Origin of the sequence: Streptomyces sp. T028 (genome assembly GCF_048159505.1) — a bacterium.
In the GTDB taxonomy this organism is placed as follows: Bacteria; Actinomycetota; Actinomycetes; order Streptomycetales; family Streptomycetaceae; genus Streptomyces.
In genome coordinates, this window is the sequence record NZ_JBLRVZ010000010.1 from 82849 (window position 1) to 107141 (window position 24293).

A 24293-nucleotide genomic window follows, 5' to 3' on the forward strand; every position below is an offset into this window, starting at 1 on the left:
GACCTTGCCCCGAACTGCCCGATCATCAGGGCCGGTTGTCCATCCTGCCACGCACCGCTGACACGCGGCATGGCTGCTCTGCGCCAGAGAGTGACCGACGCCACGCCCTGTGGCCTTACCATGGCGCGGTGCTGGTCAAGTGGATTCGCTGCACCGTGGTGGACCGCCGCGGTTTCGAACGGGGGCAGCGGAAGTGGGCGGGGCTTCTGGGGGAGCCGGGATTTCGGGGACAGGGCGGGGGCTGGAGCAGAAGTCGGCCCTCCGTCGCGCATGTCTTCGCCTTCTGGGAGAGCCGTGCCTTCTACGACTCCTTCATGGCGCGTTCCCACGACCGGCTGGCGGCGGCCCAGGCAGGCACGTTCAAGGACGCCCAGGTGCGGCTGTTCGACTACCGCTTCGACGTGAAGACCGGCTTCGAGCCCCGTTTCACGGACTCCGACCTGGTGCGGGTGGCTCTGTGCAGGGTCCACGAGGAGCGCGCCGAACACTTCACCCTCATGCAGGAGAAGGTGTGGAACCCCGCCATGGCCGGCTCGCCCGGCATGATCCGCGGGCTGTTCGCCGAGGCGCCCGGCCACGAGTTCCTGGTCCTGTCGATGTGGCGTTCCGAGGCCGAGCACGGAAAGTACCGCACCGAGCGCGTGGAGCGGCTCGCCCTGCGCGCCCAGACGGAGGCGGACATCGCCGCCCTCACCGGTGACATCGTCGAACTGGAGACGACCTGGACCGTATGAGCCCTGGTTCTGCCCCCTGGGTGGTGTACGTGTGCAGCCGAGGACCGATGGCGATCGATCCGTGTGACCTACGCCGTATGGGCGCCGTACGAGTATTCGATCTGCCGTCTCCCGATCTAGGGTTTTGGCATGGCACGACCACGGCGCATCGTCCTTGTCCGGCACGGGGAATCAACGGGCAATGTTGATGACACCGTCTACGAGCGTGAACCCGACCACGCGCTGGCCCTCACCGACCGGGGCCGGCGGCAGGCCGAGGAGACCGGCAGAAGGATCCGGGAGGTGTTCGGCGGCGAGCGGGTCAGCGTGTACGTCTCCCCCTACCGCCGCACCCACGAGACCCTCCGGGCCTTCCACCTCGATCCCGACCTCATCCGGGTGCGGGAGGAGCCCCGACTGCGTGAGCAGGACTGGGGGAATTGGCAGGACCGTGACGACGTACGGCTGCAGAAGGCTTACCGGGACGCCTACGGGCACTTCTTCTACCGTTTCGCCCAGGGCGAGAGCGGAGCCGACGTGTACGACCGGGTCGGCGGGTTCCTGGAGAGCCTGTTCCGCAGCTTCGAGGCCCCCGACCATCCGCCGAACGTGCTCATCGTGACCCACGGCCTCGCCATGCGCCTGTTCTGCATGCGCTGGTTCCACTGGACGGTCGCCGAATTCGAGTCCCTGTCGAACCCGGGGAACGCCGAGATGCGCATGCTCGTTCTCGGAGACGACGGCAAGTACACCCTCGACCGGCCCTTCGACCGGTGGCGAGATCCGGAGCCCTACGGGATCACCGGATAGAGTGGCTGAGCGATGACCGCTGACTCCTCTCACGACGGGCGCCTGGAGCGCGCCCTCGCCAGTCTGCGTGGACTCGCGGTGGGCGACGCGCTGGGGTCACAGTTCTTCGTTCCCGCGAACTACCCGCTGCTGAAGCACCGCGCACTGCCACCCGGCCCCTGGCAATGGACCGACGATACCGAGATGGCCTGCTCGGTGGTGGCAGTCCTGGCCACCCACCACCGTATCGACCAGGACGCCCTGGCCCATTCCTTCGCGGAGCACCACGATTTCGACCGCGGCTACGGCCCCGCGGTCAACCGACTGCTGAGGCTGGTCAGGGAAGGCGCCGACTGGCGTGAACTGTCGGCAGCGCTGTTCAAGGGCCAGGGGTCCTGGGGCAACGGTGCCGCGATGCGCATCGCCCCCCTGGGCGCCTGGTACGCGGACGACCCCGAGCAGGCCACCCATCAGGCGGAGATCTCCGCCTACCCCACACATCAGCACCGGGAGGCCGTGGTCGGCGCCATGGCCGTCGCCGCGGCCGCCGCGATGGTCGGTGCGCCGGACGGCCCGCCCGGTCCCGAGGCGCTGCTGGACGGTGTCATCGCCCTCGTGCCGAAGAGCGCCGTCGGCGCCGGTCTGCGGCGCGCCAGGGACATGCTCGACTACGGCGACGCGGCCACCGTCGCGGCCGTGCTGGGCTGCGGACGGCGTACGTCCGCCCATGACACCGTTCCCTTCGCGCTCTGGTCGGCGGCGCGCGCCCTCAGTGACTACGAGACGGCGTTCTGGACGACCGCACAGGTCGGCGGGGACGTCGACACCACCTGCGCCATCGTGGGCGGCGTGCTGGCTGCCGGGAAGAGCGGCATGCCTCCCGCCGCCTGGGCGGAGCAGGTGGAGGCGCTACCGACGTGGGTGGACGTGCGCGTCTGACCGAGCGCAGGCGCCCACTTGGCTGCCCTTTCGGCACCTTCACGGAGGCCGCCGAGTCTTGGCGGGAACTCTCCGTGTCCATCGGGAACTCTGCGTGATGCTCGTGCGTTGTCCAGGTATCCGCAGTGCGATCTGTGCGGAGTGCGGATGGCCGTGGCGTCACCCTCGCCGACTGTGCTCGGAGCGAGCAGGGGCGTCGCCCCTGGCAGGCTGCGCTCGGCGGCGACTCCCGGCCATCAGCGCGTCTCAACCGGCCATGGGCCCGGCCGTCCCGGACAGGGCGTCCAGATCGCTCTTGCGGACCCGGATCACGAACCAGGCCGTGATCAGAGCCATGGCCGCTATCGCGGCGGCCGGAACGAGAGCGGTGGAGATGCCGTGGGCGAGGACCTCGTGCCCCCAAGGGGCGGGCAGTTGGTGCGTCTTGGCGAACTCGGCCTTCTGCTCGGCCGTTCCGTCGGCGAGGAACGACGGCAGCTGCTTCTCAGCCTCGTCCCTGCTGGCCGAGCCGAAGACGCTGGTCAGGATGGAGAGCCCGAGCGAACCTCCCACCTGCTGTGTGGCGTTGAGCAGCCCGGACGCGGCGCCGGCCTCGTGCGGGGCGACACCGGAGACGGCGGTGACCGTGGCCGTCACGAAGTTCAGACCCATGCCGAAGCCGAAGACGAGCATCGGGCCGAGCACTCCGCCCAGATAGGAGCTCTCGGGGCTGATGAACGTCTGCCAGGAGAGGCCGATCACTACCAGAGTTGCCCCCGCGAGCATGAACGGCTTGGGGCCCAGCGCGGGAAGGAAGCGTTGCGACAGCCCCGCGCCGACCGCGATCGCGGCGGTGACGGGAAGGAAGGCGAGCCCGGCCTTGATCGGGCTGTAGCCGAGCACGTTCTGTACGAAGAGGACGATGTAGAAGAACATGCCGAACATCGCCGCGGCCAGGCTCAGCATGATCATGTACGTGCCGGAGCGATTGCGGTCGGCGAACATCTTGAGCGGAGTGATCGGCTCCTTGGCCCGCATCTCCGTGAACACGAAGGCCAGCAGCAGGACCAGGGCGGCGGCGAACGCCCCGAGGGTCAGACCGTCCCGCCAGCCTTCCTCGGCGGCCCGGATGAATGCGTAGACCAGGGAGCCCATACCGGCCGTCGACGTCACGGCGCCCGTGATGTCGAAGCGCCCCGGGTGCCGCTCCGACTCGGCGATGTAGAGCGGCGCGAGGGCGGCGATGAGCACACCGATCGGCACGTTGACGAACAGCACCCAGCGCCAGTCGAGCCATTCGGTGAGCATGCCGCCCGCGAGCAGGCCTATGGCACCGCCGCCCGCGGAGACGGCGGCGAAGACACCGAAGGCCCGGTTGCGTTCCGGGCCTTCGGGAAACGTGGTGGTGATGAGTGCCAGCGCGGTGGGCGAGGCGATGGCGCCTCCCATGCCCTGCAGGGCCCGCGCGGCCAGCAACTGCCAGGGCTCCTGAGCCAGTCCGCCCAGCAGCGAGGCGAAGGTGAAGAGCAGGATTCCGGTCATGAACACCCGGCGCCGGCCGAGGATGTCACCGGCTCGTGCACCGAGCAGCAGCAGGCCCCCGAAGGTGAGTGTGTAGGCGCTGACGACCCAGGTGAGGTCGGTGGTGCTGAACTTCAGCGCGTCTTGAATGTGCGGGAGCGCGATGTTCACAATCGTCGCGTCGAGTACCACCATGAGTTGGCAGGCCGCGATGACGGTGAGCGCGATGCCGGGATGCCCCTCCCGGCGGGCCGCACCCTGTTTCTGGTCCTGAATCAACTGAGAGGTTGTCACTATGGGTCCCCCACAACAGCGTTAGTGAACGCTCGCGTTCACTCTCGCGTCAAAGGTAGTGAGTCCCCAGTAGTGAACGCAAGCGTTCACTTTCGGGGCGTCCGTCGGCATGTCCCCCGCTGTTGCCGCGCCCGCGCCCCGCTCCGCTTCGAACTCCCCGCCCCCTCTGCTCGCCTGGAGACACTCGGATGGTTACTTCGCGCTGGACGGCCGCCCCCGCCCGGACGGCCTCCCCTCGCCGGCGCGGCGCCGTGCTCGAACGCGCGATTCTCGATGCCGCGCTGGAACAGTTGGGCACCGTCGGCTGGAACGGCCTCACCATGGAGGGTGTCGCCGCCGGGGCCCAGACCGGAAAAGCGGCCGTCTATCGCCGCTGGCCGTCCAAGGAGGATCTCGTCGCGGACGCTCTGAGTGCCGAGCTGCCCCGGTTGGATGTGGCGCCCGACCTCGGCAGTGTGCGTGCGGACCTGGTGGCTCTGTGTCGCAGGGCGCGCGACGTGATGTTCTCGCGACCCGGCTTCGCGCTCCGGGCGATCATTCACGAATGCGATCCATCTCAGTCGGAACGCTTTCAGTCGCTGATCGTTCAGGGGGTTGTGGAGCCGGCTGTCAGGATGGTGCACGAGGTGATCAGGCGCGGAATCGAGAGGGGGGAGGTGAGGTCCGGGGCTGCGAACGGCTATGTCTTCGACGCCATCCCGGCCATGATGATGTACCGATCCAAGATGTGCGGAAGCGAATGGAGTGATCGGGATCTCGAAGAGATGATCGACCAGCTCATGCTTCCGCTGCTGCGTCCGGACGTCTCCTGACGGCGGTGGGAAGGGGGCTGTCGGTGACGGGTGGACGGCCGTGGCGAACCTGGGTGTCGCGAGGGGATCTCGGCGGCGTAGGCTAAGGGCGCCATGCCGTACGAACCACCCACCCACACCGTCGAGCGCTCCCTTCGCGCCACGACCGGAGCGAAGGTCATTGCCGGTGTCGACGAGGTGGGCCGCGGTGCGTGGGCCGGTCCCGTCACCGTCTGCGCGGCGGTCACCGGACTGCGTCGTCCGCCCGCGGGACTCACCGACTCCAAGCTGCTCACTCTCAAACGGCGCACCGAGCTGGCCGAGGTGCTCCGGACGTGGGTGACGGCGTACGCCCTGGGGCACGCCTCCCCGGACGAGATCGACGACCTGGGCATGACGGCCGCGCTGCGGCTCGCGGCCGGACGGGCGCTCGAGGCGCTGCCGGTCCGCCCCGATGCGGTGATCCTCGACGGGAAGCACGACTATCTCGGCGCTCCGTGGAGGGTCCGCACGGTCATCAAGGGCGACCGTTCGTGCGTGGCGGTCGCGGCGGCCTCGGTGATCGCCAAGGTTCAGCGCGACAAAATGATGGCCGAACTGGGTGTCGACCATGCAGACTTCGGTTTTGCGGACAATGCAGGGTATCCGTCGCCCGTGCACAAGGCCGCACTGGAGGAGCGGGGCCCCACCCCGTACCACCGGTTGTCGTGGGCGTATCTTGATGCGCTGCCCCAGTGGCGGCACCTCAAGAAGGCCCGCAGTTGGGCGGACGGAAGCGTTCCGGAGATCGAGGGTCAGCTCGGCTTCGACTTCTGACGATTCCGCTCGCACTGATGTGCCACCCGCTGGCGCGAGCCGCACCAACGTTTGATAAATAACAACCCATGCCTCTCATTCCCGAGGAGCCTCAGATTCACGAGAGTGCCCAGGGTCCCCGCGCCACTCCGGCCAGCGGCCGCACAGCGCCGACCCCTCGACCCGTACCTGGTCCCCGTCCCGCGGCTCCGTCGCGTCCCGGTCGTCCCGGACCCGTCCGGCCCGTGCCGCCGGTGCAGCGCACCCCGCGTGACGTCGCCCCCAAGCCCGGGCCCTCGGCCCCGGCCGCTCCCGCGCCCGCTTCGGTGACCCCTCAGGTCCAGCTGATCCCGGCCTCGGCCCAGGGGGCGCTGGACGCCGCCGAGGAGGCCGTGGACCTGCTCCTGGATTCCGGGCGCGCCCCGGGTGACGTTCTGGTGATCACCACCGGTGAACGGCACCCCTGGGCCACCCATGAGCTGTCCTTCGGCGAGGCGTCCTACTGGGCGCAGCACGACGCCGGAGACGACGTCTTCTACGCCGACGCCTCCGCCGCGGACCGTGCGGCCGTGCGGCCCGTCGTCGTGGTCGCCGTCAACGGCGGTCCGGAGTCCGTTGCCGTCACCGCTCTGCCGCTGGCCCATGCGCGGGCCGGCAGCCTGCTGATCGTCTGCGGAGACCCGCAGCAGATCAACGCGGTCCTCGGCGCGGGCGTCTGAGCCGAACCCGGTAGGCCAGGAGGCGCCGGGGCCGGGCAGGCCTCGCTGCCGCGGCACCTCCACGGTGTGCCTTCGCGTGCGCGGACGACGTGAGTCTCGGCGCGCGCACCTCGGCATGCCCGGAGTCCGGTTCCGGGCGAACGCCGTCCGGCGGGCCTCGTGGACGTCCCGCCCGGAAGGGTCCTGCGTCGCCGAGGCCCGGTCGGTCACATGAGGGCAGCGGCACGACACGCCATGGCGACCGCCGCCGTACCCGGCCCACGCCCCGGTGTCCGCATCGACGCGGGTCGGTGCCCTACGCCACGCGACGACGCGCGTCCCCCAGAGGGCTTCCTGCATCCCGCTGTTCAGCGCCCGGGTCTGTCCGGGATCAGGCTGCTCTCCGGCAGCCCGTCCCACCGTGAAACCGAGTCCGCGGGCCGTTGGGGCGGTCCTGCCCGCCCGATGTCGCTCAGCGGGCGGCCGCGCGGCGCAGGACCTCCGAGACGGCGCCGCCCGTCCGTGGGAGCGGGGGCGGTGCCTCGGACAGCCCGAAGGGCTCCGGAGCGGAATCCGTGTTGGGGCGGCGGCCCCCGCGGCCCTCGCCGAGCACCTGCCAGCCGTCCCGGGTCAGCGTGATGTACGCCCCGCAGCGCAGCCCGTGCAGCGTGCAGGCGTCACGCAGGCCCCACATCCACGCCCCGTCCTCTTCCGTCCAGCGCGCGTCGCCCTCACGGCAGTAGAGCAGCACGGCGGTCCGCACCGGCGTACGCCGTCGCAGGTCGTGCGGAATGACCCGGCGCAGCTGGGCCAGGAGCGCGTTGCGGAACAGCCAGCCGTCGGCAGGTGCCTGGCGCCGGGTGAACGACGCGCTGGCCCGCACCCGTTCGTCCGGATCGAGCACGGCCACGATCGCGGTGGCCGGCCCGGGCCGATGCCGCGAGTGCAGCCCGCTGACCACTTCGCGCGGGTTGCGCAGCAAAGGGATGCCGGCCGCGGACCACTCCGCGGGTTCGAGCAGACGATTGGCGGAAGCGGCGGACGTGGACGAGGACAACGATGCTGCCGAAGACGGAGCGAATCCGAGGGTCACGATCCTCCCTTCGGCTACGGCCCGCACTGCGGGCGGGTCGGATGGGGGGAGCGCACGCCGCAGCAGAGCCCAACCGGACTACGGGCGAGCCGTGCGGGGAGCGGACCTCAATTCTTCCTGTCGAACTTGGATGCGGCAACGAGCAATTGGGGCCACAGACCGTTATAGGGCAGTGTGTGTCTTATATCCCTACCCAGTGATTCGTGGGCGGACGCGTGGGACGGCTGCACACGCCCCTTCCACACCCTGTGCGTGATCAACCTTGTACAGCCAGCACCAGAGGCAATACCCCTTGCGCCCCCGAGCGTCGGAGCATGCGCGCCGCGACCGCCAGGGTCCAGCCCGTCTCGGTGAAGTCGTCCACGAGCAGAACCGGTCCCCGGGCCTCGGTCAGCGCCGAGGCGAGCGCGGGCGGCACCTCCAGCAGGCCGTGGAGAGCCTTCAGGCGTTGGGCGCTGTTGCTCCGGGAGACCGGTGCGGTGTCGGCGGCGTACTCCACCGTTCCCAGCATGGGCAGCCGCCCGACCTCGGCGATCCGCGCACCCAGTGAGTGGATCAACCGCGGCCGTGTGCGGGAGGCGACGGTGACCACGCCGACCGGTCGCGGAACGGCGTCGGCGGCTCCGGAAGCCCAACCGCCGGGCCCTTTCGCCCAGTCGGCCAGTACGTCCACGACCGCCCTTGCCACGTCGTCGGGTACGGGGCCGTCGGGCGCCTGCGCGGTGAGCATGGGGCGCAGCCGATTGCCCCAGCCGATGTCCGAGAGGCGTCCCAAGGCCCGTCCCGTCTGCGCCTGTTCTCCGGCCGGAATGCGCCCCTTGAGATCCATGCCGATCGAGGGAAGGCCGGTCGGCCACATCCGGCGCGGCTCGACCTCGACCCCGGCTCGGCCCAGATCCACGCGCGCGGCGTCCAGCGCGGCCGTGGACGTGTCGGCGGCGTAGCGCGCACCCGCGCAGTTGTCGCACCGTCCGCACGCCTTGGCGTCTTCGTCGTCGAGCTGGCGCTGCAGGAACTCCATCCGGCAGTCCGTCGTCGACGCGTACCCGCGCATCGCCTCCTGCTCGGCCTTGCGCTGTCGCGCGACCCACTCGTAGCGCTCGGTCTCGTACGTCCACGGTCGGCCGGTCGCGGTCCAGCCGCCCTTGACCCGCTTCACCGCGCCGTCCACGTCCAGCACTTTGAGCATGATCTCCAGCCGGGAGCGGCGCAGCTCGACCAGCGGCTCCAGCGCGGGCAGCGACAGGGGCCGTTCCGCGCGCGCGAGGACGTCCAGAGTACGGCGCACCAGGTCCTCGGACGGGAAGGCCAGCGATGCGAAGTACTCCCAGATCGCCTCGTCCTCCCTCCCCGGCAGCAGGAGCACCTCCGCGTGCTCGACGCCGCGGCCGGCGCGGCCCACCTGCTGGTAGTAGGCGATGGGGGAGGAGGGCGAGCCGAGGTGCACGACGAACCCCAGGTCGGGTTTGTCGAAGCCCATCCCGAGCGCGGATGTGGCCACCAGGGCCTTGACCTTGTTGGCCAGCAGGTCCTCCTCGGCCTGCTGCCGCTCCGCGTTCTCCGTCCGGCCCGTGTACGAGGCGACGATGTGCCCGCGCTGCCGCAGGAAGGCGGTGACCTCCTCGGCGGCGGCCACGGTGAGCGTGTAGACGATTCCCGAGCCGGGCAGTTCGTCCAGGTGATCGGCGAGCCAGGCCATCCGGTGGGCGGCGTCGGGCAGCCGCAGCACGCTCAGGCTGAGGCTCTCCCGGTCCAGTGGGCCGCGCAGCACCAGGGCGTCCGACGAGCCGCCCGTGCCCAGCTGTTCGGCGACATCGGCCGTCACGCGCGCGTTGGCCGTCGCGGTCGTCGCGAGCACCGGAACCCCGGGCGGGAGATCGGTGAGCATGGTCCGCAGCCGACGGTAGTCCGGCCTGAAGTCGTGACCCCAGTCGGAGATGCAGTGCGCCTCGTCGACCACGAGCAGTCCGGTCGCGGCGGCCAGTTCGGGCAGTACCTGGTCGCGGAAGTCGGGGTTGTTGAGCCGCTCCGGACTGACCAGCAGGACATCGACCTCGCCCGCGGCGATCTCGGCCTGGACGGTCTCCCATTCCTCCGTGTTCGAGGAGTTGATGGTCCGTGCGTGGATACCGGCCCGCGCTGCGGCCTCGACCTGGTTGCGCATCAGGGCGAGCAGCGGCGAGACGATCACGGTGGGGCCGGAGCCACGGGCCCGCAGCAGGGAGGTCGCCACAAAGTAGACCGCGGACTTGCCCCACCCCGTCCGCTGCACGACCAGGGCCCGCCGCCGGTCGGCGACCAGTGCCTCGATGGCCCGCCACTGGTCCTCGCGCAGTCTGGCCGCGCCCGTGGCGTCGCCGACGAGGCGGGCGAGAACGGTGTCGGCGTCCGCCCGGAGATCCGCGTTGCTCGTGTGCTCCATGCCTCCCATACAACAGGAAGGCTCTGACAGACCGGGTCCGGAAGGCGTCCGGTACGCCCGATTGACGTGTCCCTGGTCGGACTTATCCACAGGGAAAAGCGGAACCCGGCAATCCGCGAGATCGTCGACGCATGACGAACCACAGCGAAACGACCGGCTCCTTCGAAAACGGTGACATTCCCGGGCGGGACGGCCTCGACGGGCCCGCGTCCCACGAGGACGGGCCCGCCTACGGCGACACGTCCCACTACGACTCCTCCACCTGCGGCGATACGTCTGCGTACGGTGACGGGTCCTCGTACGGCGGTGAGCACCCGTACGACGGCGAGCCGTACGACGGCCCCACGGCGTACATCAGCCACACGCCCTACGACGCGACCCTGCCGTACGACGGTGACTCCGCCGCACACCACGTCACCCTGCGCACCCCGGGCGAACTCGCCGACGCCCTGCCCTACCTGCTCGGATACCGCCCGGAGGACAGCATCGTGCTGGTTGCCCTCAGTGACCGGGGTGGGCGGGGCGCCTTCGGGGGCAGGACCAGGCTGGGCATCCCCGCGCACCCCGGCGACTGGCCCGCCGTCGCCCGGCAGCTGGCGGAAGGACTGGTCAAGGGGAGCGAGCGGCGAGGCGCCCGACCGGCGCAGATGGTCGTCTACCTCTGCCAGGATCCGGCGAAGGGGGAGACGGGCCGCGAGGTCATGAAGCGGCTGGAGCCCTTGGCTCAGGCCCTGCGGGTCATGTGCGGGAGGCTCGACGCCCCGGTCATCGAGGCGTTGTGCATCTCCGACGGCCATTTCTGGTCGTACTGCTGTGCGCGTGAAGGCTGCTGCCCCGTCGAGGGGACCGCGATGGGACTGCCCGGCACCTCCGTGCTGGCCGCCGCCGCGACCTACGCCGGAATCCAGGTCCGGGGCACCCTGCGTGAGCTGCGGGCACGACTGCTGCCACTGGAGACGGGTGTCGCCCTGGAGCAGGAAGTGGCCCTGGACACGGCGAACATGGCGCTGATCTCCAGGATGCTCGACGACGTGAGCCGTGCGGCGGTCGCCGAGGAGACGATCGCGCTGGCCGGACAACTCATGCGGCGCCTCGCCGAAGCACCGGTCGTGCTGGGCAACGCCGAAGCGGACCGCCGGGACGACGAACTGCTCGGCTGCGACGAAGCCGCCGCTCTGATTCTCGGCCTCCAGGACCGGGTGACGCGCGATCGCGCCGCGGAATGGATGGAAGGCGACGAGGCGGCGCCCGCCCTGCGCCTCTGGCGGGCACTGGCCCGCCGCTGCGTCGGTCCCTACGGCGAACACGCGGCAGCCCTTCTCACCCTCGCCGGCTGGGTCGCCTGGTCCAGTGGCGACGACCTCGAAGCCCGGGAGGCCCTCGCCATGGCCTTGGGCGCGGACCCCGGCTATCTCTTCGCCCGCCTGTTGCACCAGGCCTGCAACGAAGGGCTCGACCCGGAATCGGTACGGCGTTGTCTGCGCTCCGAGCGCGAGGGGCGACAGGCACACGAACCGCGGCGGCGGGAGGACGACGACCTCGCGGATTCCGGGGACGAGGGCGGCGCGTCGGAGACCACGCGGAGCCAGTGTGTGCCAGGAGCGAACCCCGGCCGTGCCCGTACGCCCTTGACGCGTCCTGCCGCCGCGAGCCGGGGCGGATCACGCCCGCGTGCCGCGGGGACGTCTTCCGCCCGGCGTCGAGGCGCCCGCCCCGAGGGGGTGCGCTCCGAGGGAGACGACGCCAAGGAGAAAGGGTGAACGGGCCTGGACGGGGCGACGGGGGCGTGCTTCCCGCCGTACTGCCCGCCCGCGGACCCGACCCCGCCGCCCATCGGTGGGGCCCATACGCCGAGGCCGTGACCTGGGGGAGTCCGGCCCCGTTCCCCTGAGTGGCGGTAGACCCCCACAGGGAACACCGCCACCACGCACCCGCATCGCCGGAGCCAGCCACCGGCCTCGTCCCTGTCCGAGGCGCACAGAGAACAGAAGAAGTCACCGCATGCACCAGCCGACCCCGCCCTTCGCCGCCGACGAACGCACCGCCCCCGGCACTTCGGAGCCACCCCGTGGAACGGCTCCCGACCAGTCGCCTTCCGAGTGGCCGGGGCCGCGGGGAACTGCGTTCCTCGGGGGCACCCGGAATGCCCCGCCCGTCCGTGGGGCGGAGGGCGCAGCGGGCACCGTCGTCGATCAGGGCCGGCGCCAGGGCACCCCCGGCGGGTCCGCCGGCACGTCCACCCTCCCGCCCACCCACACCGCGATGATCTGCGTCGCCCTGCCGGGACTCGTCATCTCCACCGAACAGGGCCAGCTGACGGGGCGCGGACTGGAGGGCTTCTACCGGGCGGGTCGGCGCATCCTGTCGCGCTGCCAGGTGCGGGTGGCCGGTCGTGAACCGCTCGGCGTGCACGCGCGGATGACCTCGGCCGACCGGGCGCTCTTCACAGCCACCCTGCGTGTCACGCCGCACGGAGGACCGGACCCGGACGTCGTGGTCGAGCGGAGCCGCTGTGCGGACGGCACCGAGCGCATCACGCTGCGCAGCGCCGCCACGCGGCATCTGCGCCTCCCGGTCGAGGTGGCACTGGGCACCGACCTGGCCGACATCGGGATGATCGCGGCCGGCGCCGTGGGCCCCGCACTGCCCGCCCACGTCCGCGATTCCGGCTTGTGCTGGTCATCCCCCGCAGGCACCTCATGCGTCACCGCCGACCCGCCGCCGGCCGACGCGATCGCCTCCGCGGGACTGCTGCGCTGGGACTTCGACCTGCCTCCCGGCGGCAGCGTCCGCGTGGAACTGAAGGTTCGTCCGGAGGGCGCGGGCCCGGTCCGCGCCTTCCTGCGCGCGGCCACGAGTACCTTGGCGCCCGCCCTTGCCGCGGGGGACGACGCGCGCGCGGCGGCGCTCATGGCCACCAGCGTCGAGGATCTCCAAGCACTCCTGGTGCGCGACCCCGCCCACCCCACGGACACCCATCTCGCGGCGGGGGCACCCTGGCGCTGCGGTCTGGCGCCGGCCGAGGCGCTCGCCGCGGCTCGTATGACCCTGCCCCTCGGCACCCGGCTCGCCGTGGGCACGCTGCGCACCCTCGCCCGCACCCAGATCGCACAGCAGGGTCCGCGCCACGGCATGATCCCCGGTCCGCGCCGGGACGCGGGCCCCCACCTGCCGCCGGGCTGCACCGGTACGGAGGCCACGCTCCTCTTCCCGGTGCTCCTCGCCGAAGCCCGCCGCTGGGGGCTGCCCGAGCAGGACACGGAGGAACTGCTGCCGACCGCAGAGCGCTGCCTGGCCTGGCTGCGTACGGCCGCGGGGGAGGGGACCTATCTGCGCGACCCCCAGCCCGGTGGGCCCGTCCGCTGCGAGACCCAGGCCCACGCCCATCGGGCGGCGCTGCTGGGTGCCGACCTGCTCGACACCTACGGCAGAGCGAGCGCCGACGCCGACTGGCTGCGGGAATGGGCGCGGAGACTGCGGGCCGTCTTCCGACGGGACTTCTGGCTCGACCACCGAGGCGCCGGCAGGCCTGCGGCCGCACTCACCCCGGAAGGGCGACCGGTGCCCCACCTCGGCGCCACCGCGGTCCACCTCCTCGACACCGGCCTGCTCGGCGGCGGTGTCCAGGCCCCAGGCCTGCTGGACAAGGTGCAGACCGAAAGCCTGGCCCGGCTGCTCGGCAGCCCCGCAATGGACTCCGGCTGGGGGCTGCGGGGCATGGGCGCGAAAGAGGCGGGCCACAATCCGTTCGGTCATCGCAGCGGTGCCGTACGGGTCCACGAGACGGCGATCGCCGTCGCCGGTCTGGCCGCCGCGGGCTACGAGCAGGAGGCCGGGGCGCTGCTGGGCGGGGTACTGGCGGCGGCAGAGGCCTTCGGGCATCGCCTCCCGGAGATGTACGCGGGGGAGCAGCGCACCGAAGGGAGCACCCCTCTGCCCCACCCGGCCGCCTGCCGCCCCGCTGCCACCTCGGCCGCCGCCGGAATCCTGTTGCTGACCACTCCGGTCGGCATCCGGCCCGACGCACCCGCGAGGACGATCACCCTGCGCCCCCTGCGCAGCACGCCCCTGGGCGAGCTCGGCCTGACCGGACTACGGATCGCGGGCGCCCCCTTCTCCGTACGGGTCAGTCGGCTCGGGCTCGTCATGGTCGAGGAAGCGGCCACAGGACTGCAATTGGGAGTGTGACCTCGGATGAGAGAAACCGCGCGGGATCCGGGGCCGATCGATGACCGTGGTGCCGTACCGCAGTGGATCAACCGTCGAAGCGTCCGGCGAAGGGTGTGTTTATCGTCAGGAAGACGACTATGATCGCCGCATGCCCTACGACCCGTCAGCCTTTCCGCCCTTTGCCGTCACAGTGGACCTGGTCGTGCTGACCGTGCGCCGCCATGCCCTGTGCGCATTGGCGGTGCGCCGGGGAGAGCCGCCGTTCCAGGGCCGGTGGGCGCTCCCGGGCGGCTTCGTGCGGGACGACGAGGACCTCTCCCAGGCGGCGGCGCGGGAGCTGGCGGAGGAGACCGGACTGCGGGCCCACGACCCCGATGCCCCGGCCCAGGACAACGGCGCCCACCTGGAACAGCTCGCCACGTACGGCGACCCCAAGCGGGACCCCAGAATGCGCGTCGTCAGCGTCGCCCACCTCGCGCTCGCCCCCGATCTGCCCGCCCCGCGGGCCGGCGGCGACGCCAGCAACGCGCGCTGGGCGCCGGTCGACGAACTGCTGCAGCAGGGCGGCTACGGCCGGGACGGCGAACCCGTCGCGCCCCTCGCCTTCGATCACGCCCAGATCCTCGCGGACGGGGTGGAGCGCGCCCGATCCAAGATCGAGTACTCGTCGCTGGCGACCGCGTTCTGCCCCACCGAGTTCACGGTCGGCGAACTGCGCCGGGTCTACGAGGCCGTCTGGGGCGTGGCCCTCGATCCACGCAACTTCCACCGCAAGGTCACGGGCACCCCCGGCTTCCTGGTCCCCACCGGCGGCACCACCACACGCCAGGGCGGCCGACCCGCCCAGCTCTTCCGCGCCGGGGGCGCGACGCTGCTCAACCCGCCGATGCTGCGCCCCGAAGTGTGATGCCGGTCCACCGCAACTGCTCACCCGCCCAGGGGAGTCGACCCCACCCCTGAGGTGAGGCGGATACCGGCACGTCCGGTCGGCCCGCCTCGTCGGCCGTGCTGTGTCCGGAAAAAGCGGATATGGCGCGCTATCTTGCTAAAGGTGATCCAGGCCTTCGGATTGACCAGCGACTCCCGCAAGGAGCATCCACCCGCCGTCGACGACGTCTCCTTCGAGGCGCGTGCGGGGCGCGTCACCGTGCTGCTCGGAGCGCCCGGCGCGGGAAAAAGCACGGCGCTCAGACTCATGCTCGAACTCCAACAGGGCCGTGGTCTCACCTACTTCAGAGGCCGCCCCCTGCACCGCATCGCCCACCCCTCACGCGAGGTCGGCGTCCTGCTCGGAGATGTGCCGGGGCATCCGGCCCGCACCGTCCGGGGCCATCTGCGCATGCTGTGCGCGGCCGCCGGGGTCCCCGTCCGGCGCGCCGAAGAAGTCCTGGAGGTGGTCGGCCTGATCAGCCTGCGGGACGAACGTCTCGGCACCCTCTCCCGGGGCATGGACCGACGGCTGGGCCTCGCCTGCGCCCTTCTCGCGGACCCGCACACCCTCATGCTCGACGAACCGGCCGACGGTCTCTCCGGCAGGGAAGACCGTTGGCTGCACGGCATGCTGCGCGCACACGCGGCCCACGGCGGCACGGTTCTGATGACCACGGCCGACCCCAAGGAGGCCGCCCGCATCGCGGACCGGGTCGTCACACTCGAACAGGGCAGACTCGTCGCCGACCAGGAGGTCACCGATTTCGCCCGTACCCGGCTGCGCCCCCGCGTGGCCGTCCGCAGCCCGCACGTCGCCCGCCTGGCCGCCCTGCTCACCAAGGAAGCGCGCACCGGGCAACGCTCCGTCGAGGTCGTCCAGGAGGACGGCAACCGGCTCTGTGTGTACGGCAGTACATGCGCGGAGGTCGGCGAGACGGCGTTCCGGCACGGCATCCTCGTGCACCAACTCGCCGACGAGACGGGAGACATGGGCCCGGTCGCGGGAACCGGGACCTCGGAGCCCGTGCGGCCGGAGGGGGAGTCGGAGTCGCTTCCGTCGATCGATGCCGGTGAGCGCGGCCCGGTCGTCGCTCCGGAGCCGAGCACGTGCTACTCCCGGCCCGAGCCCGTCACGGCGCCCGCCGCTGATCCGGCCCCAGCCCTGGATAGTGCCACGGACCCCGAGCCCGCTTTCGAGCCCCGGCTCGTCCCCCTGTCACGGGCGGTCGCCGAGCAACTGACCTTCCCCGAGCCCGTCGCCGACCCCGACGCTGACGGACTTCGCCCGCCCAAGAAGTCCGGCCGCACCCTGCGAGGCAGACGCCTGGCCCTCTCCGCCTCCCGGGCATCACGCTTCCCCACCATGCCGAGGAACCTCGACTCCGTGTCGACCCTGCCACCCCCCATCTCCGTCCGCTCAGCCCCCAGCCCGCTGCGCCCCCTCCGCTACGAACTCCGCCGTGCCGCCGGGATCGGCACCAGCTTTCTGACCGGCGTCGTCGTACTCCTCTCCTCCGCCCTCATCGCCGTACTCCTGGCTCGCGCGGGACACACCTCACAGACGCGGCTGCTGGCCGCATGGCCCGTGGAGCTGCCGCTGCCGCCGGCGGCGCTCGGTGCGGGACTGCTCGGTGCGCTGGCCTTCGGAGACGAGTTCCGCCACCCCGCCCTGGCCGCGGACCGTGGCACGGTGCCCCGCAGGCTCGGGCTGCTCACGGCCAAGCTCCTCGTCGCCGGGCTCACCGCGCTGATGCTGGCCTTCCTCACCGTGGGCTGCGACGCCGAAGTGCTCTATCTCCTCTACGGGCGGGAGCTCGTGCAGGTTCCCGCGGAGTGGGTTCCGCTGAGCGCGAGTTGGCTCGCCCTCGTGGTGGGCTGCGCCTGGGCCGGTGTCCTCGCGGCAGGCGTCTTCAGGTCGACCACGGCCGGACTCGCGGCCGTGCTCGCCGTACCGGTGGCCGTGGTACCTGTCGCACAAAGAGCCGCGGAGAACGCGTCCGTGCGGACCGCGGCCGGGTTCTCGCTGCGATTGCGTGAGGTATTGCTCGTCCAGTGGCCCTTCGGGGGAGAGCGCTATCTGTTCGCCGCGCTGCGCGTGATCGCCCAACCCGTCGGTGGGGCACTGGCGTTGTCGCTGGCCGCACTGCTGGGTGCGTATGTGCTGATGAACCTGCGCAGCAGGGTCCGATGACGACCGTTCCGCGCCCATCCTGTCCTGGCGTGTGCACAACTACCCGAAGAAAGGCCGTTTCTTTCCGATAAGGCGTCAATTGCGACGGGGTGAGCGATCACCCTTTCGTGTGCTTTTCACCAAAGACCTCAAGGGAGTTGGAGGCGACGCCGACAAAGGATCCGTGAGTACCCTTGCGCACACCATGATGACCGCCGCCCGCTCCGCCGACTCCGGTCTGGCCGGCCCGGGCGAACTCGACCGCTACCCCTACGCCGAGGCCCCCGTGGCCGACCGGGTGGGAGCCCCCGTCTGGGAGGGCGCGGAACCCGAGCTGGGCCGCGTGGGCCGGCGCGCCGCGGGCAACCGCGGACGCGGGCTGCACGGCCAACTCGTCCAGCAACTGGGCCAGATGATCGTCTCGGGTGACCTCGGCGCCGACCGTCCGCTGGTGCCCGAGGAGATCGGCCAGCGCTTCGAGGTCTCCCGTACCGTCGTCCGTGAGTCGCTGCGCGTGCTGGAGGCCAAGGGCCTGGTCAGTGCCCGGCCGAACGTCGGCACGCGCGTGCGTCCCGTCAGCGACTGGAACCTGCTCGACCCGGACATCATCGAGTGGCGGGCCTTCGGACCGCAGCGCGACGACCAGCGGCGCGAGCTGAGCGAGCTGCGCTGGACGATCGAGCCGCTCGCCGCCCGCCTCGCCGCGGGGCACGGGCGGGCCGACGTCCAGCAGCGTCTGGGCGACATGGTCGAGATCATGGGACATGCCATGGGGCAGGGGGACGCGCTCACGTACTCCCGGGCCGACACCGAGTTCCACACGTTGCTCATCCAGGTTGCCGGCAACCGCATGCTGGAGCATCTTTCCGGGATCGTCTCGGCCGCCCTGCAGGTGTCCGGAGGTCCGGTCACGGGTTGCGACCGGCCAACCGAGGCGTCCCTGGCGCACCACGCCAGGATCGTCGACGCCCTGGCCGCGGGCGACGGCGGTGCGGCCGAGGCGGCCATGCGGCAGCTGCTCACCGTGCACCCCGAGGTGGAGCGCGTCGTGCCGGCGCCGCGCGAGCACTGACGGCCCCCGCGGGCGGTACGACCGGGAACGTCCTCCCCCTTCCATGTCACCTCGGCCGACGCCGCGACATGGATCGGGGGTGGATCGGGGCAGCCTGGGTACGTACTACGGGTGACCACCTCTGCCCGTGTCTGGCCGCTTTTGAGCGCTTACGCGGTGTGACTCGGGCCACGAAGATTGGGCGTAACGCTTGTGGAAACAACGCGATGACCTAAGAGGTGACAGCCGAGGAGGGAATACGGACGCCGTTCAAGGCGCTGTGCATCTTCCCGGCCCCCCGCCCGTACCGTCGGTCCACCCCCAGGCCGGTGGTCGGCTCCTGTCCGCCGTGGACGGGGCCGGAAGCCGTTTTCCAACGTTCCGAGAGGTTGTTCGTGTCGGCCAGCACATCCCGTACGCTCCCGCCGGAGATCGCCGAGTCCGTCTCTGTCATGGCGCTCATTGAGCGGGGAAAGGCTGAGGGGCAGATCGCCGGCGACGATGTGCGTCGGGCCTTCGAAGCTGACCAGATTCCGGCCACTCAGTGGAAGAACGTACTGCGCAGCCTCAACCAGATCCTCGAGGAAGAGGGTGTGACGCTGATGGTCAGTGCCGCGGAGCCCAAGCGCACCCGAAAGAGCGTCGCAGCGAAGAGTCCGGCCAAGCGCACCGCCACCAAGACAGTCGCGGCGAAGACGGTGACCACGAGGAAGGCCACCGCCACCACCACGGCTGCCCCGGCCGCACCCGCTGTGGACGACCCCGCAGAGGAAGCCGCCCCCGCGAAGAAGGCGGCTGCCAAGAAGACCACGACCGCCAAGAAGGCGGTCGCGAAGAAGGCCGTGGCCACCAAGAAGACGGCGGCTGCCGCCAAGAAGACCACCGCCAAGAAGGACGACGCCGAGCTGCTCGAGGACGAGGTCCTCGAGGACGCCCCCAAGGGCGGCGACGAGCCCGAGGGTGCCGAGAGCGCCGGCTTCGTGCTCTCCGACGAGGACGAGGACGACGCGCCCGCCCAGCAGGTCGCGGCCGCCGGTGCCACCGCCGACCCCGTCAAGGACTACCTCAAGCAGATCGGCAAGGTCCCCCTGCTCAACGCCGAGCAGGAGGTCGAGCTCGCCAAGCGCATCGAGGCCGGTCTGTTCGCCGAGGACAAGCTGGCCAACGCCGACAAGCTCGCGCCGAAGCTCAAGCGCGAGCTGGAGATCATCGCCGAGGACGGCCGCCGCGCCAAGAACCACCTCCTGGAGGCCAACCTCCGTCTGGTGGTTTCCCTGGCCAAGCGCTACACCGGCCGCGGCATGCTCTTCCTGGACCTCATCCAGGAGGGCAACCTCGGTCTGATCCGCGCGGTCGAGAAGTTCGACTACACCAAGGGCTACAAGTTCTCCACGTACGCCACCTGGTGGATCCGCCAGGCGATCACCCGCGCCATGGCCGACCAGGCCCGCACCATCCGTATCCCGGTGCACATGGTCGAGGTCATCAACAAGCTCGCGCGCGTACAGCGCCAGATGCTCCAGGACCTGGGCCGCGAGCCCACCCCGGAGGAGCTGGCCAAGGAACTCGACATGACCCCCGAGAAGGTCATCGAGGTCCAGAAGTACGGTCGTGAGCCCATCTCCCTGCACACCCCGCTTGGCGAGGACGGTGACAGCGAGTTCGGTGACCTCATCGAGGACTCCGAGGCCGTCGTCCCGGCCGACGCCGTCAGCTTCACGCTCCTGCAGGAGCAGCTGCACTCTGTCCTCGACACCCTGTCCGAGCGCGAGGCGGGCGTTGTCTCGATGCGCTTCGGTCTCACCGACGGTCAGCCGAAGACCCTCGACGAGATCGGCAAGGTGTACGGCGTCACGCGCGAGCGCATCCGCCAAATCGAGTCCAAGACCATGTCGAAGCTGCGCCACCCCTCGCGTTCGCAGGTGCTGCGCGACTACCTCGACTAGACCAGACCGGTCGCACGACCCAGGTCGTGGCCGTACGACGCCGGAGGCCCGGTTTCCCCTCGGGGAGCCGGGCCTCCGGCGTGGGCGCGCGGGTGCGGGGCGTCGCGCGCTGAATCACTCTGGGTGTTCATCGATCACTTCGGAGTGAGGAGTGTGCATGCGTCGTCACTTCGTCCGGGCTCTGGCCCGGCCATTGGCGCTGGCGGCCACAGCGGTGGCCATACCGTTGCTGTCCGCCGCCCCCGCGGCCTCCGACGTCGTCCTGGGCGGATTCCCCGTCGAAGCCGCCCAGAGTCCGTGGACGGTCGCGCTGTCCAGCCGTGACCGGTTCGGGCGTATGCGGTCGGGACAGTTCTGCGGCGGCGTCGTGGTGAGCCCCACGACCGTGGTCACCGCGGCCCACTGCACGGCCGAGGACGTCCTGGGGGCACCACCGAACAGGGCCCGCGACCTGAAGGTCATCACGGGCCGTACGGACCTCTACTCGGACCAGGGCCGGGAGATCGCCGTCCGGGAGATCTGGGTGAATCCGGCCTACGACAGCGGCACCAACGCCGGCGACTTCGCCGTGCTCACGCTCGCCGAGCCCCTTCCCGAGGCCTCGGCCATCGGCATGGCCGGACCGGGCGATGTGGCGTACCGGCCCGGGACGGAGGCCGTGATCACCGGCTGGGGCGACACCACGGGGTTCGGTGCCTATCCCCGTCGGCTGCGGGCCGCCCACGTCCATGTACTGGCGGACGCGCTTTGCGAGAGGGCATATCCGGGCTCCGCGGACGGCAAGTATCTCTCCGCGAGCATGGTGTGCGCCGGAGAGGAGCGCGGCGGGCGTGACGCCTGCCAGGGGGACAGCGGAGGGCCGCTGGTCGCACAGGGCCGCCTGATCGGACTCGTGTCGTGGGGCAGCGGCTGCGGGCGACCGGGAAACCCGGGGGTCTACACACGTGTGTCCGAGATCGTCCGGGCGCTGAGCCGGGACAAGACCCCACAAGGGACCGGGCAGGCCTCCTGACGACGCCTGTGCCGGGTCCTCCCCGCCCGGTGAGGGTCTCCCGTGGCACCGGACCGTGCCCGGCGCGTCAGCGGATCACGAAGTCACGAGAACGGGCGGCGGCCCCTGTTTCCAGGGACCGCCGCCCGCGCACCGGCCTGTGCCGGCTGTGGCTCGTCGTGGACGCGTCGGATCAACGCTCTTCGTCGGAGGCGGATGCGGGAACGGTCGTCAGCCGCTCCGTCTCGTCCTGTATCTCAGCGGCGATCTTCTTGAGTTCCGGCTCGAACTTGCGGCCGTGGTGGGCGCAGAAGAGCAGTTCTCCGCCGCTGAGCAGGACCACGCGTACGTACGCCTGGGCGCCGCAGCGGTCGCAGCGGTCAGCGGCCGTCAGCGGGCTCGCGGGGGTCAGAACAGTAGTCACGTCGCCTCTTCTCTAGCTCGACGAGCTGTCGTACCAGGGTCAACATCCAACCAGCCCCAAAACGTTCCCGCTCGTGGCTTTTCCTCGAAAAAAAATCTTCGAGGTGGCCGTCTGCTGCCGGTTTGGCGGCGAATGTGCCGTATTGCGTCTCGGTGGTGCTTACGGTTTCGCGCTGTCGGTCATGGTCTCGATCCTCCCCGGCTGGATTGCCGGTTTGTTCATGAGGACGTGCCCGGAGCCTAAATGGTTCATGCCTCGAAGGGAACGTGATATGTACTTCACTCCAACGAGGGATCGAACACGCATGCGACGCTGGACTAGTCTGAGTTCAGACGAGGGTGGCGTTACAACGGCTCTACCAGGCCTCGGTACCCTCTTGGCGGCGAACGAAGCCGCGCCCTTACCCAGAAGGGCCCCACCTGAAATTCAGCGAGGAGCGAACCGCGTGACCGCCGATACGTCCGTGCCGTCCACAGCGCTGCTGGCAGGAGCAGACCGGGACGGTTCCAACTACACCGCGCGGCACCTGCTCGTCCTCGAGGGCCTCGAGGCCGTGCGGAAGCGCCCGGGCATGTACATCGGATCGACCGACAGCCGTGGTCTGATGCACTGCCTTTGGGAGATCATCGACAACTCCGTCGACGAGGCCCTCGGGGGCTACTGCGACCACATCGAGGTGATCCTCCACGACGACGCCTCGGTCGAGGTGCGCGACAACGGCCGGGGCATCCCCGTCGACGTCGAGCCCAAGACCGGCCTCTCAGGCGTCGAGGTCGTCATGACCAAGCTGCACGCCGGCGGCAAGTTCGGCGGCGGCTCCTACGCCGCCTCCGGCGGTCTGCACGGCGTCGGCGCCTCCGTCGTCAACGCCCTCTCGGCCCGCCTCGACGTGGAGGTGGACCGCGGCGGCCACACGCACGCGATCAGCTTCCGGCGCGGTGTGCCGGGCGCCTTCGCCGCGGTCGGCCCCGACGCCAAGTTCGAGGCCCAGGGCGGCCTGCGCAAGGCCAAGAAGATCGCCAGGACCCGTACCGGCACGCGCGTGCGGTACTGGGCCGACCGCCAGATCTTCCTCAAGGACGCCAAGCTCTCCCTCGAGAACCTCCACCAGCGCGCCCGCCAGACCGCGTTCCTGGTGCCCGGTCTGACCATCGTCGTCCGCGACGAGTACGGCCTCGGCGAGGGCGGCAGCAAGGGCGAGGAGTCCTTCCGCTTCGACGGCGGCATCAGCGAGTTCTGCGAGTACCTGGCCACCGACAAGGCCGTCTGCGATGTCCTCCGCTTCACCGGGCAGGGCACGTTCAGGGAGACCGTCCCGGTCCTGGACGAGCACGGGCAGATGACCCCCACCCAGGTCACCCGCGAGCTCGAAGTGGATGTCGCGATGCGGTGGGGCACGGGGTACGACACGACCCTGAAGTCCTTCGTGAACATCATCGCCACCCCCAAGGGCGGTACGCACGTCGCGGGCTTCGAGACGGCCGTCACCAGCACCATGAACGAGGTCCTGCGTGCCAAGAAGCTGCTGCGCGTCGCCGAGGACGACATCGTCAAGGACGACGCCCTGGAGGGCCTGACCGCGGTCGTCACCGTCCGCCTCGCCGAGCCCCAGTTCGAGGGCCAGACCAAGGAGGTCCTCGGCACCTCGGCGGCCCGGCGCATCGTGAACACCGTGATCTCCAAGGAGCTCAAGGCGTTCCTGACCTCCACCAAGCGCGACGCCGCGGCCCAGGCCCGAGTCGTCATGGAGAAGGCGGTCGCCGCCGCCCGTACACGCATCGCGGCCCGCCAGCACAAGGACGCGCAGCGCCGGAAGACGGCCCTGGAATCCTCCTCGCTGCCCGCCAAGCTCGCCGACTGCCGCAGCGACGACGTCGACCGCAGCGAGCTGTTCATCGTCGAGGGCGACTCCGCGCTCGGTACCGCCAAGCTGGCCCGGAACTCCGAGTTCCAGGCGCTGCTGCCGATCCGGGGCAAGATCCTCAACGTCCAGAAGTCGTCCGTGACCGACATGCTCAAGAACGCCGAGTGCGGCGCGATCATCCAGGTCATAGGAGCCGGCTCCGGGCGCACCTTCGACATCGACGCCGCCCGCTACGGCAAGATCATCATGATGACCGACGCGGATGTGGACGGCTCCCACATCCGGACCCTGCTGCTGACGCTGTTCCACCGCTACATGAGGCCCATGGTGGAGGCCGGCCGGGTGTTCGCCGCGGTGCCGCCGCTGCACCGCATCGAGCTCGTCCAGCCCAAGCGGGGCCAGGACAAGTACGTGTACACCTATTCGGATCGTGAGTTGCGCGACAAGCTCATGGAGTTCCAGAGCAAGAACGTCCGGTACAAGGACTCGATCCAGCGCTACAAGGGTCTCGGCGAGATGGACGCCGACCAGCTGGCCGAGACGACGATGGACCCGCGTCACCGCACCCTGCGCCGCATCAACCTCTCCGACCTGGAGGCGGCTGAGCAGGTGTTCGACCTGCTCATGGGCAACGACGTGGCGCCGCGCAAGGAGTTCATCTCCAGCTCGGCGGCGACGCTCGACCGCTCACGCATCGACGCGTAGCAGATCGG

The 24293-nt window shown here is 70.5% G+C and carries 18 protein-coding genes; 14 read left to right on the forward strand and 4 right to left on the reverse strand.

The genetic code is table 11. The features are described 5' to 3' along the window. Positions 1–128: 128 nt before the first annotated feature. The 3 genes from ACLZN2_RS10785 to ACLZN2_RS10795 all read left to right on the forward strand — a co-directional run bounded on the left by ACLZN2_RS10785 (position 129) and on the right by ACLZN2_RS10795 (position 2441). Positions 129–734 carry a YdbC family protein gene (locus ACLZN2_RS10785; protein WP_416978148.1) on the forward strand — a complete coding sequence of 202 codons (606 nt, stop codon included), beginning with the start codon at positions 129–131 and terminating at the stop codon, positions 732–734. 129 nt (positions 735–863) lie between these two features. Then, entirely contained in the window at positions 864–1523 is a 660-nt protein-coding gene (locus ACLZN2_RS10790) for a histidine phosphatase family protein (RefSeq protein WP_416978149.1), read from the forward strand. A gap of 12 nt (positions 1524–1535) precedes the next feature. Next, complete coding sequence (locus ACLZN2_RS10795) at positions 1536–2441, forward strand: ADP-ribosylglycohydrolase family protein (RefSeq protein ID WP_416978150.1); 906 nt, start codon at positions 1536–1538, stop codon at positions 2439–2441. A 246-nt stretch (positions 2442–2687) separates the two neighbouring features. On the opposite strand, the gene ACLZN2_RS10800 is transcribed toward ACLZN2_RS10795, so the two are convergent. Beyond that, positions 2688–4235 carry an MFS transporter gene (locus tag ACLZN2_RS10800; protein ID WP_416978151.1) on the reverse strand — a complete coding sequence of 516 codons (1548 nt, stop codon included), beginning with the start codon at positions 4233–4235 and terminating at the stop codon, positions 2688–2690. Between the two features lie 188 nt (positions 4236–4423). Here ACLZN2_RS10800 and ACLZN2_RS10805 point away from each other — a divergent pair, with 188 nt between their 5' ends. From ACLZN2_RS10805 to ACLZN2_RS10815, 3 genes are all read left to right on the forward strand, one after another. Further along, positions 4424–5047: a TetR/AcrR family transcriptional regulator gene (locus ACLZN2_RS10805; protein WP_416978152.1), complete on the forward strand. Its 624-nt coding sequence runs from the start codon at positions 4424–4426 to the stop codon at positions 5045–5047. Between the two features lie 93 nt (positions 5048–5140). Next, a complete protein-coding gene (locus ACLZN2_RS10810) occupies positions 5141–5842 on the forward strand; it encodes a ribonuclease HII (RefSeq protein ID WP_416978153.1) in 702 nt (233 codons plus the stop codon). A gap of 68 nt (positions 5843–5910) precedes the next feature. Beyond that, positions 5911–6540, forward strand: coding sequence for a hypothetical protein (locus tag ACLZN2_RS10815; RefSeq protein ID WP_416978154.1), 630 nt, complete (start codon positions 5911–5913; stop codon positions 6538–6540). 451 nt (positions 6541–6991) lie between these two features. Here the strand turns inward: ACLZN2_RS10815 and ACLZN2_RS10820 are convergent, their stop codons facing one another. Then, positions 6992–7612 (reverse strand): hypothetical protein, encoded by a 621-nt coding sequence (locus tag ACLZN2_RS10820; protein WP_416978155.1) that lies wholly within the window; start codon positions 7610–7612, stop codon positions 6992–6994. Between the two features lie 256 nt (positions 7613–7868). Further along, positions 7869–10034, reverse strand: a complete 2166-nt coding sequence (locus ACLZN2_RS10825) for a RecQ family ATP-dependent DNA helicase (protein ID WP_416978156.1) — start codon at positions 10032–10034, stop codon at positions 7869–7871. 131 nt (positions 10035–10165) lie between these two features. Here ACLZN2_RS10825 and ACLZN2_RS10830 point away from each other — a divergent pair, with 131 nt between their 5' ends. The 7 genes from ACLZN2_RS10830 (at position 10166) to ACLZN2_RS10860 (ending at position 21313) form a co-directional block, all read left to right on the forward strand. After that, positions 10166–11794, forward strand: coding sequence for a DUF4192 domain-containing protein (locus ACLZN2_RS10830; RefSeq protein ID WP_416978157.1), 1629 nt, complete (start codon positions 10166–10168; stop codon positions 11792–11794). A gap of 502 nt (positions 11795–12296) precedes the next feature. Then, positions 12297–14222, forward strand: coding sequence for a glycogen debranching N-terminal domain-containing protein (locus ACLZN2_RS10835; RefSeq protein ID WP_416978259.1), 1926 nt, complete (start codon positions 12297–12299; stop codon positions 14220–14222). A 130-nt stretch (positions 14223–14352) separates the two neighbouring features. Then, a complete protein-coding gene (locus ACLZN2_RS10840) occupies positions 14353–15111 on the forward strand; it encodes an NUDIX hydrolase (protein ID WP_416978158.1) in 759 nt (252 codons plus the stop codon). 144 nt (positions 15112–15255) lie between these two features. Continuing rightward, the gene (locus ACLZN2_RS10845; RefSeq protein WP_416978159.1) at positions 15256–17325 is read left to right on the forward strand and encodes an ATP-binding cassette domain-containing protein; all 2070 of its coding nucleotides are present in this window, start codon (positions 15256–15258) and stop codon (positions 17323–17325) included. 163 nt (positions 17326–17488) lie between these two features. Next, complete coding sequence (locus ACLZN2_RS10850) at positions 17489–18376, forward strand: FadR/GntR family transcriptional regulator (protein ID WP_416978160.1); 888 nt, start codon at positions 17489–17491, stop codon at positions 18374–18376. Between the two features lie 374 nt (positions 18377–18750). After that, positions 18751–20301, forward strand: coding sequence for an RNA polymerase sigma factor (locus ACLZN2_RS10855; RefSeq protein WP_416978161.1), 1551 nt, complete (start codon positions 18751–18753; stop codon positions 20299–20301). Between the two features lie 157 nt (positions 20302–20458). Next, on the forward strand, positions 20459–21313 hold the full coding sequence (locus tag ACLZN2_RS10860; RefSeq protein ID WP_416978162.1) for a S1 family peptidase: 855 nt from the start codon (positions 20459–20461) through the stop codon (positions 21311–21313). A gap of 172 nt (positions 21314–21485) precedes the next feature. Here the strand turns inward: ACLZN2_RS10860 and ACLZN2_RS10865 are convergent, their stop codons facing one another. Continuing rightward, the gene (locus ACLZN2_RS10865) at positions 21486–21716 is read right to left on the reverse strand and encodes a DUF7455 domain-containing protein (protein WP_067247462.1); all 231 of its coding nucleotides are present in this window, start codon (positions 21714–21716) and stop codon (positions 21486–21488) included. A 445-nt stretch (positions 21717–22161) separates the two neighbouring features. Between ACLZN2_RS10865 and ACLZN2_RS10870 the strand changes: the two genes are divergently transcribed. Continuing rightward, positions 22162–24285 (forward strand): DNA gyrase/topoisomerase IV subunit B, encoded by a 2124-nt coding sequence (locus ACLZN2_RS10870; RefSeq protein WP_416978163.1) that lies wholly within the window; start codon positions 22162–22164, stop codon positions 24283–24285. The last annotated feature ends 8 nt before the right edge of the window (positions 24286–24293 follow it).

Coding starts and splice junctions, on each gene's coding strand:
- ACLZN2_RS10790 (WP_416978149.1), top strand. CDS start 864: ATGGCACGACCACGGCGCATCGTCCTTGTCCGGCACGGGGAATCAACG.
- ACLZN2_RS10795 (WP_416978150.1), top strand. CDS start 1,536: ATGACCGCTGACTCCTCTCACGACGGGCGCCTGGAGCGCGCCCTCGCC.
- ACLZN2_RS10805 (WP_416978152.1), top strand. CDS start 4,424: ATGGTTACTTCGCGCTGGACGGCCGCCCCCGCCCGGACGGCCTCCCCT.
- ACLZN2_RS10810 (WP_416978153.1), top strand. CDS start 5,141: ATGCCGTACGAACCACCCACCCACACCGTCGAGCGCTCCCTTCGCGCC.
- ACLZN2_RS10815 (WP_416978154.1), top strand. CDS start 5,911: ATGCCTCTCATTCCCGAGGAGCCTCAGATTCACGAGAGTGCCCAGGGT.
- ACLZN2_RS10825 (WP_416978156.1), bottom strand. CDS start 10,034: ATGGAGCACACGAGCAACGCGGATCTCCGGGCGGACGCCGACACCGTT.
- ACLZN2_RS10830 (WP_416978157.1), top strand. CDS start 10,166: ATGACGAACCACAGCGAAACGACCGGCTCCTTCGAAAACGGTGACATT.
- ACLZN2_RS10835 (WP_416978259.1), top strand. CDS start 12,297: ATGATCTGCGTCGCCCTGCCGGGACTCGTCATCTCCACCGAACAGGGC.
- ACLZN2_RS10840 (WP_416978158.1), top strand. CDS start 14,353: ATGCCCTACGACCCGTCAGCCTTTCCGCCCTTTGCCGTCACAGTGGAC.
- ACLZN2_RS10860 (WP_416978162.1), top strand. CDS start 20,459: ATGCGTCGTCACTTCGTCCGGGCTCTGGCCCGGCCATTGGCGCTGGCG.